This window comes from Synechococcus sp. W55.1, assembly GCF_047461655.1.
GTDB lineage: Bacteria > Cyanobacteriota > Cyanobacteriia > Thermostichales > Thermostichaceae > Thermostichus.
Genome location: NZ_JANSHN010000001.1, coordinates 228079 through 246108, shown reverse-complemented (window position 1 = coordinate 246108; position 18030 = coordinate 228079). Strand labels below are relative to the sequence as shown.

Annotated in this window: 14 protein-coding genes; 4 read left to right on the top strand and 10 right to left on the bottom strand. The window is 61.0% G+C overall.

All coding sequences use genetic code 11. The features are described from left to right. The first annotated feature begins 70 nt into the window (after positions 1 to 70). Entirely contained in the window at positions 71 to 1228 is a 1158-nt protein-coding gene (gene dprA / locus NW816_RS01065) for a DNA-processing protein DprA (protein ID WP_414407932.1), read from the top strand. Here the strand turns inward: dprA and NW816_RS01060 are convergent. The 10 genes from NW816_RS01060 to hisB all read right to left on the bottom strand — a co-directional run bounded on the left by NW816_RS01060 (position 1167) and on the right by hisB (position 13724). Further along, on the bottom strand, positions 1167 to 1925 hold the full coding sequence (locus NW816_RS01060; protein ID WP_414407931.1) for an SOS response-associated peptidase: 759 nt from the start codon (positions 1923 to 1925) through the stop codon (positions 1167 to 1169). The genes dprA and NW816_RS01060 overlap by 62 nt on opposite strands. 47 nt (positions 1926 to 1972) lie before the next feature. After that, positions 1973 to 5395 carry a maltose alpha-D-glucosyltransferase gene (gene treS, locus NW816_RS01055; RefSeq protein ID WP_414407930.1) on the bottom strand — a complete coding sequence of 1141 codons (3423 nt, stop codon included), beginning with the start codon at positions 5393 to 5395 and terminating at the stop codon, positions 1973 to 1975. A 126-nt stretch (positions 5396 to 5521) separates the two neighbouring features. Beyond that, positions 5522 to 6865, bottom strand: coding sequence for a DNA double-strand break repair nuclease NurA (locus NW816_RS01050; RefSeq protein ID WP_414407929.1), 1344 nt, complete (start codon positions 6863 to 6865; stop codon positions 5522 to 5524). Continuing rightward, positions 6849 to 7760, bottom strand: a complete 912-nt coding sequence (locus NW816_RS01045) for a 6-carboxytetrahydropterin synthase (protein WP_414407928.1) — start codon at positions 7758 to 7760, stop codon at positions 6849 to 6851. The genes NW816_RS01050 and NW816_RS01045 overlap by 17 nt, the downstream gene beginning before the upstream one ends. Positions 7761 to 7949: 189 nt before the next feature. Next, entirely contained in the window at positions 7950 to 9050 is a 1101-nt protein-coding gene (locus tag NW816_RS01040; protein WP_414407927.1) for an NAD(P)/FAD-dependent oxidoreductase, read from the bottom strand. A gap of 34 nt (positions 9051 to 9084) precedes the next feature. Further along, the gene (locus NW816_RS01035) at positions 9085 to 9237 is read right to left on the bottom strand and encodes a photosystem II protein Y (RefSeq protein ID WP_414330801.1); all 153 of its coding nucleotides are present in this window, start codon (positions 9235 to 9237) and stop codon (positions 9085 to 9087) included. 616 nt (positions 9238 to 9853) lie between these two features. Continuing rightward, positions 9854 to 10777, bottom strand: coding sequence for an ABC transporter permease (locus tag NW816_RS01030; RefSeq protein WP_414407926.1), 924 nt, complete (start codon positions 10775 to 10777; stop codon positions 9854 to 9856). A gap of 46 nt (positions 10778 to 10823) precedes the next feature. Further along, positions 10824 to 12695 carry an ABC transporter permease gene (locus tag NW816_RS01025; protein ID WP_414407925.1) on the bottom strand — a complete coding sequence of 624 codons (1872 nt, stop codon included), beginning with the start codon at positions 12693 to 12695 and terminating at the stop codon, positions 10824 to 10826. Positions 12696 to 12731: 36 nt separating this feature from the next. Continuing rightward, positions 12732 to 12968, bottom strand: a complete 237-nt coding sequence (locus tag NW816_RS01020) for an alpha/beta hydrolase (RefSeq protein WP_414407962.1) — start codon at positions 12966 to 12968, stop codon at positions 12732 to 12734. A 135-nt stretch (positions 12969 to 13103) separates the two neighbouring features. Continuing rightward, a complete protein-coding gene (gene hisB, locus NW816_RS01015) occupies positions 13104 to 13724 on the bottom strand; it encodes an imidazoleglycerol-phosphate dehydratase HisB (protein ID WP_011432314.1) in 621 nt (206 codons plus the stop codon). 311 nt (positions 13725 to 14035) lie between these two features. Here hisB and NW816_RS01010 point away from each other — a divergent pair, with 311 nt between their 5' ends. The 3 genes from NW816_RS01010 to NW816_RS01000 all read left to right on the top strand — a co-directional run bounded on the left by NW816_RS01010 (position 14036) and on the right by NW816_RS01000 (position 18027). After that, complete coding sequence (locus NW816_RS01010; protein WP_414407924.1) at positions 14036 to 15451, top strand: RecQ family ATP-dependent DNA helicase; 1416 nt, start codon at positions 14036 to 14038, stop codon at positions 15449 to 15451. A gap of 147 nt (positions 15452 to 15598) precedes the next feature. Then, positions 15599 to 17434, top strand: a complete 1836-nt coding sequence (locus NW816_RS01005) for a glycoside hydrolase family 3 N-terminal domain-containing protein (protein WP_414407923.1) — start codon at positions 15599 to 15601, stop codon at positions 17432 to 17434. Between the two features lie 221 nt (positions 17435 to 17655). After that, positions 17656 to 18027 (top strand): c-type cytochrome, encoded by a 372-nt coding sequence (locus NW816_RS01000; protein WP_414357447.1) that lies wholly within the window; start codon positions 17656 to 17658, stop codon positions 18025 to 18027. Positions 18028 to 18030 lie beyond the last annotated feature (3 nt).

Genomic DNA, 18030 nt, shown 5'->3' with positions numbered 1-18030 from the left:
CTCCTGCTTTTTTGCCAAGCGTTCCTTTTGCCAATCACTTAAGATACAGCCACTACTGCGCAGAGCTAAATTGTCTTTTCCCCTTTCCCCTTCAGATCCTGTTGGCAAGAGGGAGCCTTCCCGTGGGCCAGGCCATGAAGAACGGGAGCGGCCCTACTGGCTAGCTTGGGCCCGCATCAAAGGGATTGGCCCCCACCGGCTCAAGCGGCTGGCGGAGTTTTTTGGATCCCTGGAGCGGGCTTGGCAAGCGGATGCCCCGGCCCTGCGGCAGGTGGAAGGCATTGGCCCCACCCTGGCAGAGGCGATTGTTTCCGCCCGTCCCGCCCTCGACCCTGGGGAGATCCTGGAGCAAACTCAAAAGCCGGGGATCCCCTTCCTAACCCCTGCGGATCCTGGCTATCCGCCGCTGCTGTGGGAGCTGCCGGATCCGCCGCCTATTCTCTACGTCCTGGGAGAATGTCCTGACTGGCAACAGCCGGCTATTGCCATCGTCGGCACCCGCGCCCCTACGGCCTACGGTCGACAGTGGACCCAGAAAGTCAGCGCTGCCCTGGCGGAAGCTGGCTGTGTGGTGGTCTCGGGGCTGGCAACGGGGATCGACGGCATTGCCCACCAGGCCTGTCTGGATGCCGGCGGCAAGACGGTGGCCGTGGTGGGAACGGGGGTGGACAAAGTTTACCCAGCTCACCATCAAGCTCTCTACCGGCGCATCCTGGCCCAAGGGGCCATCCTCAGCGAATATCCCCCCGGCACGCCACCGGCCAAGGAGCATTTTCCCCAGCGCAACCGCATCATTGCCGGCCTCTGCCGCGCCACTTTGGTGATGGAGGCTCCGGAAACCTCGGGAGCGCTAATTACTGCTCACCTGGCCAACCACTACGGTCGGGAAGTGTATGCCCTGCCGGGGAACATCGACACGGCAGCAGCCCGCGGCTGCCTGCAGCTCATCCGCGACGGCGCCGGCATGATCCTGGGGATCGAGGAGCTGTTGAAAGACTTGGGCCTCCTCCAGGGATCCCCTGTGCTAAAGCAGCCCTCGTCCACTGGCCCCAGCGATCCCCAACAGCAACTGCTCTGGCAGCTGCTAGGGGAGGGCATCCTCAGCCTCGATGCCCTGGCCCAGGCTAGCCAGATGGATATTGCCACCCTTTCCAGTACCCTGCTGCTTATGGAATTGGAAGGCTGGCTGGTACAACTGCCGGGGATGCGCTACCAGCGGGCTCGCTGAGGCTGGATCCCTGCACTGCTTCTCCGATAGGAGCACGGCAAGCGGGATCCTCGTGGCGGGGGTTGTTCACATAGGTGCTGACCGGATAAGCCGCCATGGCTTCTGCTGGGTAGGGGCGGAGCAAGGGCAAAAGCAGCTTGGGATCCTGCACCTGGGGATCCAGCCAGAGGTCGTAGTCGTTTTCCGTCAAAATCACGGGCATCCGCTCGTGAAAAAGCTGCATCAGACGGTTGGCGGCAGTGTTGAGGATGGCACAGGTTTCCACCTCCACCCCCTCTGGACTGCGCCAGCGTTCCCAAATGCCGGCAAAGGCAAATACCGGTCGATCCAGCAGGTGAAACCAGTAGGGTTGTCTGCCCTTCTTGGCCGTACCTGAGTCGGCCCACTCGTAGAAACCATCGGCCGGGATCAAGCAGCGACGACGGCGGAAAGCTTCGCGGAAAGAAGGCTTCTCAGCTACTGTCTCAGCTCGGGCATTGATCCAGCCGGCCTGAGGAGCTCGGCTCCAGCTGGGGATCAAGCCCCAGCAAAAATGGGTTGCCTCGCGCTGAAGGGATCCCGCCACCACCGCCAGCACCGGCTGAGAAGGAGCGATGTTATACCGGGGGACAGCTGCCCTTTCTTGGGCTGCCGCCGGCAAGCCAAAATGCTGCCTCAGCACTTCTGGCGCCACTCCCAGGCTAAACCGTCCACACATGTTTGTCCCCCAGTCGCTCACCCCAAATGGCCTGCCGACAGGATCCCCTAAACCTTGGTGGAAATGCCCAGCAGTTGCAAGATCCCGCGCAGGGGAATCTCCACCCACTCGGGGCGGTGGTTCAACTCATAGCCCAGCTCGTAAATGGCTTTTTCCAGCAGATAGGCGTCCAACAACACCTCTATCTCTTGCAGGCTGCGGGGCAAAAAAGCCGCTTGGGAAGCCACCTGCAGATATTCGGCCAAAAAGCCCGCGCAGACCCAGCGGTGCCAAAACTGGGCCCACCGCATCATGTCGGGGCAGTGGTCGGCGCAGACCAAGCCGCTCTCCAGTTGCTGGCGCAAAGCTGTGTGGACAGCATAGTGGAAGGATCGCAGCATCCCCGCCACATCCCGTAAGGGGCAACGCTTGAGACGCCGTTCGCCCAAAGAGCGGGCCGGCTCCCCTTCAAAGTCGATGATGACAAAGTCTTTGCCGGTAAACAGCACCTGGCCCAGGTGATAATCCCCGTGGCAGCGGGTACGCAGGGCAGTGATCTTCCGCTCTAGGATCAGGCGGAAGCGGCTCATGATTTCCCCTTCTTGGTCGCAAACAGCCCGAGCCAAGTTGGCCTCTGCTTCCGGCAGCTTGGGGAGCTGCTTATAAGGACTCCGTCCCGCTGACGCGAACAGCAGCGGAAACACCTGCCCCACCAAGTTGCGCATCGATTGATAGATGGAGCGCTGGTAAAGGCTGGAGAAAGGCTCCGGCGCAAAGTCTTTGTTCTCTGTATCGGCAGCCAAGGCGATGTGCAGCTCGGCGGTGCGCTTGGCCAAGATCCGCACCGATTCTAGGTAGCTGCCGATGGTGGCGTAGGCCAGCTCCGGCAAGGGCTGTTGGGAAAGCTCCAAGAAGGATCCCTGCGGCACGGGCACGGGATCCACCTCTTGGTAGTGAACCAGCACCGCCTCAAAAAATTGCCCCAGGCTGTCCAGGGTGTAGTGCCAGGCATCTCCCTCGTTGGGGATGTACTCCTGCAAAATGGCCAGGGTAATGGGCTGATCGGCGGGATCAAACCCACGGGCCCCGCGACGACGGCGATACTCCAGGGATCCCAGCAGCCGCGGCACCCGCACTTGGGGATGGTGCTCCAGCAGGTAGCGGCCAATCTCCAGCTCGGGATTCACCCCTTCGGCCACCTTGCGGTAGACCTTGAGGATGTACCGGTTGCCGTAGACCACAGAGGTATTGCTCTGCTCGGCCTTGAGGATACGGGGTTCCAGGCTGGGGTCATACTCAAAAGCGCCAGAGGTGGTGGCCCAGAGCTCCCCGGAGCTGTGGCGCAGGCGCCCCTGCTGGGCGATGATCTGCAAGGCTAGGGACAAAAAGGTTTTATCCGCCAAAGCGTCGAAAAGAACCCCCGGCGGATCCCCGGCCACTTGCACAGGGGCAATGACCGCTTGCGGCATCTCCCTGCGCAGGTGCAGAGCCATCTCCTGAGTGGCGTAGCCTACCGGAAGGGAGTAGACTTCCGCTTCCCCCTGAGTGAACTCAGTTTGCAGAAGAATGATCTGGCCCCGAAAGGGGGGATCTGCCTCCCGGTTGCAGGGAATGGCATCCAAGATCTGGGCCGACTGGATCTGGCGGGCTTTGGAGCCGAACCAGCGACAACGGTAGAGATAGTCCCCCAAAAGCGCCTCCACCTGCTTTTGGCTTTCCCCTTGAAAGAGGCTTTCCCAAGTGCCGCTTGAGGGGATCAGGGTGGGCAGACGATCCAGCTCTTCCGGCTTGCTGTGGCTGGGGTGGATCCGCTCCGTTTGGGGCTCAAGGGAGAACCAATAGAAAGAATGGGGGCCTAGAGTCAAAAAATAGGGCAGTTGTCCGATGGGGGGAAACTCGGTGCGCCCGAAGATCTCCACCGGAATTAGTCCTTCCCACTCCGCCAAGTCCAGCTCCACGCACTGCACATAGCGGGAGAGGTTGGCCACCACCAAGATGCGCTCATCGCCAAAGGCCCGCATAAAGGCAAGCACCTTGCGATTTTCCGGGTGGAGCAGCTCAAAGGAGCCGCGGCCAAAAGCTTGGAATCGCTTGCGCACTGCGATGAGCCGCTTCATAGTCCACCACAGGGAATAGGGGTTGTTCCGCTGCGCTTCGACATTGACGGTTTCGTAGTGGTACTCGGCATCGATGACAATGGGCAGATAAAGCTTTTGCGGGTTGGCCCGGGAAAAGCCGGCGTTGCGGTCGGCGCTCCACTGCATGGGGGTGCGCACGCTATTGCGATCCCCCAGGTAGATGTTGTCTCCCATGCCGATCTCGTCCCCGTAGTAGATGACCGGGGTGCCGGGCAGGGAAAACAGCAGGCTGTTCATCAGCTCGATGCGGCGGCGGCTGTTGCCCAGCAGGGGGGCCAAGCGCCGACGGATGCCCAGGTTCACCCGCGCGTTGGGATCCTTGGCGTACACCTGGTACATGTAGTCCCGCTCTTCGTCGGTGACCATCTCCAAGGTGAGCTCGTCGTGGTTGCGCAGGAAGATGGCCCATTGGCAGGTTTCGGGGATGGGCGGGGTTTGCTGCAGGATGTCAATGATGGGGAAGCGATCCTCCATCTGGATGGCCATGAACAGCCGCGGCATGAGGGGGAAGTGAAAGTCCATGTGGCATTCGTCCCCGTCGCCGAAGTAGGCCACGGCATCTTCCGGCCATTGGTTGGCCTCGGCCAGCAACATGCGGTCGGGATAGTTGCGGTCGATGTGTTGGCGCAGGGCCTTGAGGAAGGCATGGGTTTCCGGCAGGTTCTCGCAGTTGGTGCCTTCCCGCTCGTAGAGATAGGGCACGGCATCCAGCCGTAGGCCATCCACCCCCATGCTCAGCCAGAAGTCCACCACCTCAAAGATGGCTTTCTGCACGGCGGGGTTGTCGTAGTTGAGATCCGGCTGGTGGGAGTAGAAGCGATGCCAATAGTAGGCTTTGGCCACCGGATCCCAGGCCCAGTTGGAAGTTTCAAAGTCTTGAAAGATGATGCGGGCTTCTTTGTACTTTTCGGGCGTATCGCTCCAAACGTAAAAGTCTCGCTCTGGGGTGCCGGGAGCAGCCCGCCGAGCCCGCTGAAACCACGGGTGCTGATCTGAGGTGTGGTTGAGGATCAGCTCGATGATGACGCGGATCCCCCGTTGATGGGCGGCATCCAGAAAGATTTTGAAGTCTTCTAGGGTGCCCAAGGTGGGGTTAACGTTGGTGAAATCGGAGACGTCGTAGCCGTCATCCCGCAGGGGCGAGGGGAAAAAGGGCAGCAGCCAAATGGCCGTGATGCCCAGATCCTGCAGGTAGTCCAGCTTTTCCGTCAGGCCCTGGAAGTCTCCCACGCCGTCGCCATCGCTGTCGGCAAAAGCCCGCACCGGTAGCTCGTAGATGATCGCGTCTTTGTACCAGAGGGGGTTGTGGGTGAGGGGGGAGATGATGCTGCGCAGAGGGGTTCGGATCATCATGCTGGCAACAGAGACAGGATTGGGACACCTTGGCAACCCTAACCGTTGAATGGGGATCCCCTCAATAGGCTACAGCCTTTTCTTGGGTGCCAGGGATCCCCAGGGTCAGTGCGGGCTTTCTCGGGCTCAGGCAATGCCACTCCGCTTCTGGGCTTCCTTGCGAGAGACGGCTACGTGGCGCAGGCCGGTGCGGATCAGCTCCTGCTCGATCAGGGCAAAGAACCGCTGCCGATCCCCGCTCCTCACCACCGCCAAATGATGGGCTTCTGCCAAGGCGATGGGGTAGCCAAAGCCTTTGTGCACTTGGCTCAGCACGCCTGCCAAGGCCCGCTGCAGCAACTCCGCATCCTGGGCCACCCAAGCGGGAAACTCCAGGCGGGCAACCTCGGGTTCGCCCAGGGATCCCTCGCTGACATTCAGATAACAGCAGTGGATGTGGTGTTCCCCGAAGGTGTCCAGCACGCTGGCTCCGCAGCGCCAAAGGGGGCTGCGCTCTCCCGGCTGCAGCAGGGATCCCCAAAAGACGCGGTCTGCCAGGGGGGCGAAGGGATGGCAGGGAGGAGACTTCTCGCCGGGACAGTAGCGGTAGCAGTCACAGCCCAGGTACGGGCACAGCCCCAAGCGCAGGTAGTTGAGGGTTTCGCTGCTGCGGGAGGCGCTGATGTAACCCACGAGAGGAATGCGGGCCGCCCGCAACTGCTCCAAGGTCGCCAGAATGGGATCCAACCAGGGGCGCCGGGCCGACTGGGGCAGAGGCTCCAGTCCCCAAGGGATTAGGGATCCATCCAGGAGCGCCAGCGTGGTGCGGCGACGGGGCACCGACAGGGCCAAACGAGCCAGCTCCTCCAGTTCCGCTTGGGAGCGTCGTAAGGCCAGTATCTCTTCCAGCCCCAACGAGGACTCCGTGCCGCTGGTAGGATTGCGTTCACCTGGAGCGCGCTGCGGGCGAGAGTCTCGCCGGTTAAGGGGGGCCCTCGGCAACCCTTCTGCCCGCGGTTCCGAGAGAGGGGAGTCTGAGCGGTTTTGCTGGGCAAGGGGCCCATCTCCATACAGCAGCAGGGGCTGGCTGTCCAGGAGCGGCCACTCCTGGGTGCCGTAGTGGAGAACCACGCGCCCAACATTGATCAGCGAGCAGTAGGCAATCTCGTGGTGACTGGGCAAAATCTGGGATCCATCCGTGGCCACCACCGTGTGTCGCCCCTGCAGAGGCTCGACCTTGGGCAGGGATCCCCAGGCTTCCGGCGGCTCGGCGGGGCTGGCGCAAACAAACGACAGATGGGATCCCCACTCGGCCCAGCGGGACTGCCAAACCTGCGGCTCCTGCTGCCAGCGCTCGAAAACTTGCCAGGCTTGGCGCAGGCGTTCTTGGCCGGCTTTCGACTCCTGTTGCAAGTGCCGGGTGAAGGCAGGAATTTGCCCGCTCAGCTTAACCAGATCCAGCATGGTGGTCACATCAGCGTTGCGTGGCAATAGGGCTGCCAGAAGCGGGGGGAGCCACACCCTGGAGGATCCCTGCTGAGGGGTTGAGCAGCTCTTCCAGCGGAAACTCCCCATAGACCTCGCTGCTGTTGTTGGGGCTCTCCTGCAGGCGAACCCGGTGCAACTGCACCCCTAGCTCCCGAATGGGCAGAGTCAGCAGCCGCTGGATGTAGAGGGCAATGTTTTCGGCGGTGGGCACCACCTGGGCAAAGTAGGGGATGTCTTTGTTCAAAAAGGTGTGATCCAGAGGCTTCACCACCCACTCGTCGATCACCTGCTGCAAGGCTGCCAAGTCCACGATCATCCCCGTGCGCGGATGGATGGATCCCTTGACGGTAATTTCCAGGCCGTAGTTGTGGCCGTGGCCGTGGGGACGGGCACAGAGGCCGTAAATGGCGCTGTTTTCTTCAAAACTCAGGTGATCCAGAGCCAAACGGTGGGCAGCGCTGAAATGGGTGGCAACCGTCAGGTAGGCTTGCATGGCTTCTCCTCGGTAATCGGCCCAAAGTTCGGGATCCTCGTACAGACGGACGCTGGTCAGGGGCAGAGCCTCGGCCAGGCGTTGCCAAATCGCGTAGGCGATAAACTCGGTGGTGGGCAAGGTTTGGGCAAATTCCGGCCAAGCTTGATTCAGATAGGCAAAGTTGAGATCTTGAATCACCCGCTGCCGGATCACTTGCTTTACATCCGAGAGGTTGAGCACCATCCCGTAGTCATCCACCTCGCCACTCATGCCCACCTCCAGCACGTAGTTGTGGCCGTGGCCGGGAAAACGGGCATTGGGGCCAAAGCGGGCCAAGTTCTCGGCTTCTGAGAGCTCGGGCAACCAGTACCGGTGGCTGGCGGCAAATTGCGCCCGACGGTAGATTGTGCAGGTTCTGGGCATAAATGGAGAGGAGAGTACCTGCCAGGGGATCCACCCTTTCAGCTTGGCACACTCCCCGGCCCAGAGGGTGGAAATTCTCGGCGGCCCTCAGCCTGCCCTCCCAGTGGTCTTGCCGTCATCTCCGTCCTGCGCCAGGCCAGGCATTTCCCCTGCCGACCGAGTCGGCCCGTGCATACCCTCTGCATCCCCTCATTTCCCGGAAAGCATTCCAAGCAGGGTTTTGGCAGCGTCTTGCCCTGAGAGCCAAGCCCCCTCTATGCGACCCCCGGCGCACCAATCGCCGGCACAAACCAAAGGCAATCCCTCAGCGGCGGGAATACGGGTGCTTAGGCTGGCCAATCCCGTGGTTTCCAAAGGCAATGCGTAGCGCCAACGGTGCACCTGCATCCATTGTGGCGAAGCCAGCCAGGGATCCAGCCGTTGGGCCGCGTGGGCCAGCAATTCTCGACCGGCCTTTTCCAGCTCAGGTGGGCTGGCCTCCAGGTACAGAGATGACCACTCCGCCCCCCCATGCAAGACCACCACGGGCGAGAGTGGCTGTAGGCGCTTGCTGCTGTCCAGTCCCAGCCAGGCCAACATTGGATCTTCCAAGCACTTGATCCCCTTCCAGGGCGGTGGCGGTATGTTCTCGGAGTAGCCCGCCAAAACCGCAAGGCAGGGTTGATACTGGGCGGATTCCAGCAGAGGCAACAGGTTTTCAGCCGAAGGGATCCCTTCCCGGAGCAGGGGCAGCAACTGGGGGGCCGGAATTGTCGCCACCAGGGCAGCAGCCTCGTAGCATTGGCCGTTCTCCGCTTTCAATTGCCAGGTGGTTGCCAAAGGTTTGAGGCTGACCACACGAGTTTGGGTGTGTACCGACAGCGGGGCAGCCAAGTGTTTGGCCAGCATTGTCATGCCCTGGGGGCAAGCGTAGCGTGGTTTCTCGTCGTTGGGATCCTCTGGGCGCAGCCCTTCTCGATCCAGCACATGCAGCGAGCGTGTCCATTCCGTCAGCAGCCCCAGGCCCAGCAGCTCCTTCACCCAGCGATGAAAGCCATCCGAGTCGGCGGTCAGGTATTGAGCTCCATGATCCACCGGCACCGTTTGTCCAGCATGTTCAACTCGACGGGTGGCCATGCGCCCGCCCAAGCCTGCCGATTTTTCCAGCACCAGAACCTGGAGCCCTGCCCGCAGCAGTTGCCTTGCACACACCAAGCCGGCCACTCCGGCCCCAATAACAATCACATCAGCGGATTTTGGGCTTGTCCCCTCGGAGGGCGTTACCGCTGCCTGGGTCTCCTCACCTAGCATACTGAGCCTGCCGGCTGTGAGCGGATCCGCACGTTCAGCTCCCGCCTCTGCCAAAGGGGTTGTTGCCTCTTTCGCCGAAGAGCTTGGCCTCCCCCTTGATGGCAGCCTTGATGATGTTGTAAGCAGCCCAGGCAACCACCAAAACAATGGGCGACAAAACGATCAGCGGACGAAGATCAATGTCCATGGTTTTCATCCCCCCCTAACATAGATTTACCGACTGCTCGGAACAAGAGCCTCCAGGGTTGGCAACTGCCGGAATCCCGATAGGGTGAAACCATTTTCGACTCTGGATCCCGCACAAGCTGAGGTGCAACTCTGGAAAGATGGCTAAGTCCAGAATAAACCTAAATGGGGATCCCTACCGGACAGACTTTGCCCCATCTGGACTGCTGAGGCGGGAGCCAACAGGCCCACACCGAGAATCGCGTCCAGAACTAGCGTACCCAGCAGGGGCGTACAATCGACCCCGATCAACCGCTAACTGCCGCCAAAGCCAGCAACCGAGCCAGTTTGATATTGCTGCCCATGAGAGGATCCCTGTTTTGGGGAGTTCCCCGGAGCCCATCTTGGCGCCCCTCTGCCTTTCCGAGGGTTTCTAAGCTGTTTCTAGACCATTTCTAGACTGCGGTGTTCAGTCTAGGGTGAGATGCCTGGGCCATTGAGGAAAGCCTTTGGCCGAGTGCATTACTGTTCCGCAACGCCGACGCGACCAACGTTTTAGGTGTGGGTGCAGTGTCCTAGTTTGAATCGAGATGACCATCATGACTGTGCGCTAGAAAGGGTTGTCTCTCGGCTCTCTTTCAGTTGCTGTAGATTTTGCCCAGGGCAGCCGGCGGGCGGGTTTGGCGGGTGCGGCTCAGCACTCCCGATAGAACCCCCATCGTCAACACAAAGGGCAAAGCCTGGATCAACACGGGCGGCATCACATCTCCTCCCTGCAGTTGGATGGCCAGGGCGTCGGTGGCTCCAAACAACAGCGTTGCGCCCAAGATCCCGAAGGGATGCCACTTGCCGAAGATCATCGCTGCCAAGGCGATAAAGCCCTTTCCTGCTGACATGTTGCGGACAAACTGGTTCAAAAAGCCGATGGAAAGATAAGCCCCCGCCAGGCCCCCCAACAAGCCGGAGAGCAGCACCGCCGCGTAGCGCATACCCAGGACATCCACCCCCATGGTGGCAGCAGCCTGAGGATGCTCTCCCACCGCTCGCAGCCGCAAGCCCCAGGGCGTTTTGAACAGCAACCACCAGGAGATCGGCACCAACAGAAAGGCCAGGTACACCAAGGGGCTAAACCCATGCCACAGCGGCAGCCGATTGACAATTTCTTGAGAGTTGGTGGTGTTGCCGTAGAAGGATTGCAGCACCAGCGAAGGCACGCTCATGGCCAACAGGTTGATGGCGGTGCCGCTGACAATTTGATCGGCTCTGTAGCGGATGCACATCAGCGCATGCACAAAGGCAATGGCCACCCCCCCTAAGGCGCCGGCCAACAGACCCACCCAAGGGATCCAACCCACCTGAGCTGCTGGAGTCTGGGCCAGAAGGGAAGCTTCCAGGCGTTGGGTGGTTACCGCCGCCGCCAAAGCCCCAAACAAGATGATCCCTTCCAGGGCAATATTGACCACGCCACTGCGTTCCGAGTACATGCCCCCCAAGGCCGTGAGCAACAGAGGGGTGGTGGAGCGCAGGGTAGCCGGGATCAAAGCCCAAAACAGAGTTGCCATAGTGCTCTGCAACGCCAGCGCAAGCGAGATCTCCGCTCAGGGGTACTCAAGTTGAGCGTTCATCGCAGTCCATTTCTACCTGGGCTGCCTGCAAGGGATCCGTGAAATAGCCGGGCAACAGGCCACCTGCTGCAATGAACAAGACGATCAAAGCTTGTAGAGCGGTCACCAATTCTCGGCTGATCCCCAATTCCAGATTGAGCCGCAGCCCCCCCGTCAAGAGTACCCCAAACAGCAGTGCTGTGAGGACGATGCCCAGAGGAGAGTTTTGCCCCATCAGGGCCACCGCAATGCCATCAAAACCGACCTGGGCAGGCAAGGATTGCTTGAGGCGGTATTCTTCGAGGCCGGCCCCCAGAACATAGTGGGTTGCAGCCAGCCCCGCCAAGGCGCCGGAGATGGCCATGGCCCAGATTTGCTTTTGGCCCAAGTCCACCCCGGCATATTCTGCCGCTCTGGGAGAAAAGCCCATGGCCCGCAGCTCATAGCCCTCCAAGGTTCCCCACAGATAGACATTCACCACTGCCACCGCCAGCAGCGCAATCAAAAAGGCCCCGTTCAAGCGGATGGCGGCCAACCCTGTGGGCACCTCCACCGGCCAACCGGGCAAGATGCCCCCCAGCAGATATCCCCCCAGCCCTGCCGCCAGGGATCCGATGCATCGTCTTTGCAGGGGCCAGCCTCTGCAGAGCAGGTAAAACCCCACCCCGGCCAACAGGGCCAAGGGCCAAGCCCAAGACAGCGTCCCGGGGCCGGATCCCTGTAGCCCCAGCAACTCCAGCAGCGAGGGCAGCCGCGATTCGGGGCGAATTTCGTAGCTACGGGCTTCTGGGCCGGGGGCCTTGAAGGGCAAAGTGACCGGATAGCCGAAAAAACGGTACTGGTTGGCCGAAATTAAAAACAAGAAGATTGAGGCGGCAATGTAGTTCATCATGATCGTGTTGATGACCTCGTGGGTGCCGAAGCGGGCCTTGAGCCAACCGGGGATCCCACCCCAAAGGGCTCCACCGGCAGCCGCCGCCAAAACCGAGAGGGGCAAAGTCAGCCAACCTGGCCCCGGCAGGTATACCCCCACCAGCATGGTGGCAATGGCTCCCATCGTCAGTTGTCCCGGCGCGCCGATGTTGAACAAGCCCGCGTGAAAGCCAAAGGCCACCGCCAACCCCGTAAAAATCAGAGGAGTGGCCAGCAGCAAACTCTGGAACAACCCGGGCAGATGAGTGATGGGGCTAAACAGCACCTGAAAGGTGTAGGTGATCAAGTCCAGTTTGGTGCTTAGCTTTACAAAAAAAGGCGAATCGGGCGAGGAGCCCAGGCCGGGCCGCAGCAACCCCACCACCACCGCCCCTGCTGCCACCGCCGCCCCCAAGGCAGTCAGGGGGACGATGATCTGCCGCCGCCGCACCAAAAAGGCTTTTCCCCCCGGCAACTGCAGCCGCCCCAGCAGCAACAGCAGCAGGGCATAGGCAAAGCTGGCATAGCTGGCCAAAGAAGGGCTGAACCGCCGCAACGGCAACCGAGTTGGCGGGATCCCTTCCGCCAGGGCCGCCCTGTTCACCGCCCCCACTGCCCCATAAAACCAGAGCAAGCCCAGCCCAAACAGAACTAGACCGCCCACCCCCAAGCTGTACAGCCAGCGGGCCCGCACTTGCCGCTCTTTGATCCCCAGGGCCAGACACGACAACAGCGCCAACAGCACCCAGGCCCAGCTCAACCCTGGGATCCAACCCACCGCCAAAGTATCCGGGATCCCCAACTGCTGCGGGTCGATGAGGCCAAAGGTTCCTGCCAGCACCCCTGTGCCGCCGAACTCCCGCCTCAGCACCCACCAGGGGCAGAGCAAAAACAGCAAAACGGCAATCAGATTGGTCAGCAACAGCAGCATGGGCAGAGATTCAACAAGACCAAGGAGGGCCATCCGACAAAGATAGCAGCCAGCCCTCTTCTCAGCTCCTCAGCTCAAGACACTTCTCACGGGAAAGTGTTCCGCACCTCTGCTGCGGACAAGGCCAGTTGGATCTGTTCTGGCCTCAGGTCTCGAATCAAAGTAGTGCGCAGAGGTGCTGGGATCAAAATCGCGTGTGAGCAAATCTGCCAAAGCTGCCTGCTGCTCTGGCGTAAGCCGCCGCAGATAAAAATCCAACTGCCGGCTCACCGTGCCATTGTGAGCAAACTGGGCCAGATCCTCCACGGGCAAGGAGAACTCAATCAAACAAAGGCGGCAGAAACACCCCCAAGCGCTCTGCACCCCCCATCTGGCCCAGACCGAAGAAAACTGTCCCCAATCCCAGAGCCAAGGCCAACAGTCTCCGTGGCCAGTTCATGCCTAGAGTACTCCCTTCGAACTGGGGATCCCTTCTTGTCGGCGGGGATCCCGTTCTACAGCCATGCGCAGGGCACGGGCAAACGCCTTAAAACTGGCCTCGACAATGTGGTGGGCGTTGAGACCGGCAGCTTGGCGAATGTGCAAGGTAAGCTGGGCGTGGTTGACCACCGCCTGATAAAACTCCCGCACCAACTGGGTTTCGTAGCGGCCAATGCGCTCCGTGGGCAGCTCCAGGCCATAGCTGAGGTGAGGACGCCCGGAGAAATCCAGCACCACCTGCACCAAAGCTTCATCCAAAGGTGCCCAAAAATGGCCGAAGCGATGAATGCCACGCCGATCCTGCAGAGCCTGCGCCAGGGCTTGTCCCAGCGTGATGCCCACATCTTCGTTGGTGTGGTGATCGTCGATGTGCAGATCCCCTATGGCCTTGATCTGCAGGTCGATCAGCCCGTGGGTGCTGAGCTGGGCCAGCATGTGATCCAAAAAGGGGATCCCAGTATCGATCTCATGGCGCCCGCTGCCATCCAGGTTCAGATGAATTTGGACATCCGTTTCTCCAGTGCGACGGTGAACAGAGGCCGTTCTGGGCTGGAGCAGGCGCGAGGAGTCGAGGGCAGTCATGGGAAAAGTATCGAAGCAGGCGGGAAGTCCCAGCTCTAGGATCGCACAAGCCCGCCGCCATCGACACCTTCACCCATGCAGCAGGTGAGAATCCCTTCTCTGCCGGGGATCCTGATCCCAGCCCCCTGGACACGGGGATAGGTGTGACAGGGATCCCCTACAGGCAAGCCGGTGGGGCCGATCCTCTGCGCCCTCACCCCTTGGGAGAGGGGAGCTAGCAGGTTCAGCGGGATTTGAAATAGCCTATAAGACAGCTTCTCCCGAAATCGCTGTAGATTGCTGAAGGAAATTGTTGAAAAGGGGGTTGCCGTTTGCAAGATTGGCAGCAGATTCAGCGCGCCCTCAAGCAACACTGGGGTTACGAGAGGCTGCGCCCACCCCAGGATCAGGTGATCCGCGCTCTGCTGGACAAGCGCGACGCGCTGGTGGTGTTGCCGACGGGGTTTGGCAAATCCCTGTGCTTTCAGCTAGTAGCTCTGCTGCAAAGGGGGGTGATGCTGGTGGTTTCACCCCTAATCGCCCTGATGGAAGACCAAGTTCAGGATCTCTGGAAACGCAAGCTGCCGGCAGCCTGTCTCCACAGCGAACTGGATCCAGCCCTGCGCAAGCGGGTGTTGAAGGCCCTTGAGGAAAACCGACTGCGCCTGCTCTATCTGGGGCCGGAGACCCTATTCAGCCCCCCCGTTTGGCAACGGCTGCAACAGCCTCAGGTGCAAATCAACGGCCTGATCGTGGATGAGGCCCACACGTTGGTGCATTGGGGGGGATCCTTCCGGCCCGACTACCGCCGTCTGGGATTGCTGCGCCCGGCTCTGGCCCCGGTGAAGTCCTCCTTTCCCATTGCCGCTTTTACCGCCACGGCTGACCCCCAAACCTGCAGCCGCCTCAGCCAAATCCTAGAGCTGCGGGATCCGGAGTGCATTCGCGCCGATCCCCTGCGGGCCAATATCTCCCTCAATGTCGCGATAGCCTGGAGCCCGGCGCATCGTCGTCGCCGTCTGCTGCGATTCCTGGGGGAAAATCCCGGCTCGGGTCTGGTGTATGTGCGCACCCGGCGGGATGGGGAAGAGCTGGCCGAGTGGCTGGGCCGACAGAACCTAAAAACCGCCACCTACCATGGGGGACTGGAAGCGGGATCCCGCCGTCGGCTGGAACGGGCCTGGCTGCAGGGGGAACTGCGCTTTCTGGTCTGCACCAACGCCTTTGGCATGGGCATCAACAAGCCGGACGTGCGTTGGGTACTGCACTTTCATCCCCCGCCCACCTTGATGGATTATTTGCAAGAGGTGGGACGAGGCGGTCGGGATGGTGGCCCTTGTCGGGCCCTGATGCTGGTCTCGGAGCCGACGGGCATGCTGGATCCCAGCGATCGCCGGCGCCAAGCCTATTTCTATTCCCAGCAGGAGCGCCTTCAGGCCCGAGCACGCCACCTGCTCCAAACCCTACCCCAGCAGGGATCCTACGCCGATCTGCCCCCCGGAGAGGCACGGGTGGCCTTGGGTCTGCTGCAGGAGATGGGCTGTTTGCGGTGGCCGGATCCCTTTCGCTTTCAGGTGTTACACCGCCGTTGGCAGCCTTTAAGACGAGAGGATCCCTGGCGGGGTATAGAGGATCTGATCCACACTCGCGGCTGTCGGTGGCAGGCGATCTTGCCCTATTTTGGCTACCCTGGGGAGCAGCCCGGCCTGCCTTGTGGCACCTGTGACCGTTGTCGGCTTTCTCGTTAGCCCTCAACAGCCCGCTGCGAGCCGCAACCGGCAGGAGTGGCTATCATGATCTGCGTTTCTGCAAAGGGAGCAGTTCCCCTTGCTGACGAACTTTCGGCTGTGCCTATGAGTGTTTCCGGATCTCCGCTCGAGGAACTTGACCGACCCTTGTCCCTAGCCCGGCAGGTGGCGCAACTGTTGGTGGTGCCGGTCTCGGCCCGTCTGGGATCCCAGTCTCCTCCCCGAGAGATCCTCAAACGGCTTATCCAGGAGGTGGGGATCGGGGGCATCTGGCTCACGGATGGCCACGTGGCCGAGGCCCTGCTGCTGATCGAGGAGGCCCAGTCTTGGGCGGCTCTGCCCCTTTTGGTGGCAGCCGAGGCCGGTCGTGGGCTGGCCCTACAGGGGGCTACCTCTTTTCCCCATCCCCTGGGGTTGAGCCGTCTGGGATCAGAGGCAGAACGCTGGGCGGAACAGTGGGGTCGGATTACGGCGCGGGAGGCGGCAGCCATCGGCATCAATTGGCTGCTCAACCCGGTGGCAGAGCCACTGGGGGAGCTGGCTTTGGCGGAGGATCCCCTATCTGCTTTGCAACTGGCGCGAGCTTTCGTGCGCGGATGTGAGCAAGCGGTTCCAGAAGGGATCCTGACCACGGCCAGCTCCTTTCCGGGCAAAGGGGGATTCAAGTCGGTTCAGGCCGGAGCGGAGCGGGTTCCAGCCGCCTTGGCGGGCCGTAGGCCGAAGGCAGCAGATATCCCTTGGTGTCCCCGTCTGAGCCTAACCCCAGCGCAGCTTCAAGAGGGGCCTTGGCTGCCCTTTCGAGGTTTGGTGGAGCAGGTGGGGGCGATCTTGGTTTCTCATGTGGTGCTGCCGGAGTGGGATGAGCGCTGGCCTGTCACCCTGCTGCCGGGGCGGCTAACCCAACTGTTGCGCCAGGAATGGGGGTTTGGTGGGCTTATCGTCGTGGATAGCCTCGATCAAGGCTTTCTGGCAGAGCTGGCCGTTCGCGTTAGCGGGACGGAGTCCTTTCCCAACTCATTGGCCGTGCGGGCTTTCCAGGCCGGTGCCGATCTGATTCTGACCCCCCCCGATCCAACGGCATCCTTGGCAGCCGTTTTGGAAGCGGTGCAACAGGGATCCCTCAGCACAGACCAGCTTGCCCAGTCGGTGACGCGGGTGCTGCGGGCCAAACAGCGACTCCTACCCGCCGCCTCAGCTCTCCTCCAACAGGTGTGGCCGGCCTTGGCGGAAACGGATTTCAGCACCGTTGGCGGATGGATGGGGGCCAGGGATCCCACGGATCCGGCCCTCAACCGTGGCTCTCCCGCCGAGCAACTGAAGCCTTTGCTGCTGGGGGATCCCATCTCCAAGGACAAGGACTCCGTTCCGCGGACGCGAACGGCGTTGGGAAAGTTGTTCAACAGGCGCTCCCACCTGACCTCTGCTCTGCACAGAGCCGCACAGCTGGGATCCCTCTTGGCCGAGAAGGATATCGCTCCCTGTCAAGCGGCTATGGCCCGTGGTGGCGTGGAAGGAGGCCGGCCCCTCGGCCCGCCCGCAGAGCCCGGATGGTTGAACTGGATCTGGCAGGATCCCCCCTTGGGTGCTGCCGATGTGCAGTTGCAATCTCCCGCCCTGCATGTTCCGGCTGCCTTAGGCATGCTTCCTGTGCTCAGCGATGCTCTTACCCCCCTACCTTGGCTGGAAGCTGCCCTAAACAACGCCCCAGGATTCATCTTCCAAGGTTTCCTTCGGGATCCCTTGCCCAACTATGTGCTGGATTGGCTGCAACAGCATCGGGAGCGGGTGGCAGCGGTCGTCATTTATGGTAATTTATCTCTCTACCGCCGCCTGCAGGCGCACTTTCCATGGGCCAATGCCATCCACAGCCTCAACCGGGATCCCTGGGCCCAAGCGGAGGTGATGGGGCGGCTCTTTCCCAACCGTTCCCCCTCAGAGGGATCAAAGTCTCACGTGGCCCAGCCAACCATTAAGAAAAAGTAAATACCTTTACAGATTATTGGCAGGGAAAGGCTCCTGGGTTATCGTGTTGGTTGAAATGTAAAAGATTGAAACGGTTTCTCTCAGCGTTGTCTGTGCCTCCCTCCCTCTCAGACACTCCTCAATCCTGCAGCAGCCAGTCGTCAACTGGCAGTTGGGTTGAGTTTGAGCAAAAGCGACTTCAACCTCCATCCCAACGACGTTTACAACCCTTCCTCAAATCCTTGCAGCAGTTCTTTACAAGTGTCTGGTCTCAAAAAACTCGGCTGGGTCTTGCCCTCCTCAGCCTGGGGCTGGGGATATTCGCTTGGGCTTGGCTGGGTGCCGGGGCTCGTCTGGATCCCTATACCGAAGCCGTCCTCAGCTTACAGGGGCAGGTTAGCCATGGTGCATCCTTGTTTGCCCTCAACTGTGCCGCCTGTCATGGGGAAGAAGCGGATGGCCGGGTAGGGCCCAGTCTGCGGGGGGTGAGCAGCCGCCGCTCGGATCGGTTTATCATTCAGCAAGTGACCGGTGGCAAAACGCCTCCCATGCCCCAGTTCCAGCCGGATCCCCAGGAGATGGCGGATTTGCTCAGCTACTTGAAAACCCTCTGAGGC

Coding starts and splice junctions, on each gene's coding strand:
- NW816_RS01025 (WP_414407925.1), bottom strand. CDS start 12,695: ATGGCCCTCCTTGGTCTTGTTGAATCTCTGCCCATGCTGCTGTTGCTG.
- NW816_RS01035 (WP_414330801.1), bottom strand. CDS start 9,237: ATGGACATTGATCTTCGTCCGCTGATCGTTTTGTCGCCCATTGTTTTG.
- NW816_RS01045 (WP_414407928.1), bottom strand. CDS start 7,760: ATGCCCAGAACCTGCACAATCTACCGTCGGGCGCAATTTGCCGCCAGC.
- hisB (WP_011432314.1), bottom strand. CDS start 13,724: ATGACTGCCCTCGACTCCTCGCGCCTGCTCCAGCCCAGAACGGCCTCT.
- NW816_RS01040 (WP_414407927.1), bottom strand. CDS start 9,050: ATGCTAGGTGAGGAGACCCAGGCAGCGGTAACGCCCTCCGAGGGGACA.
- NW816_RS01030 (WP_414407926.1), bottom strand. CDS start 10,777: ATGGCAACTCTGTTTTGGGCTTTGATCCCGGCTACCCTGCGCTCCACC.
- NW816_RS01060 (WP_414407931.1), bottom strand. CDS start 1,925: ATGTGTGGACGGTTTAGCCTGGGAGTGGCGCCAGAAGTGCTGAGGCAG.
- treS (WP_414407930.1), bottom strand. CDS start 5,395: ATGATGATCCGAACCCCTCTGCGCAGCATCATCTCCCCCCTCACCCAC.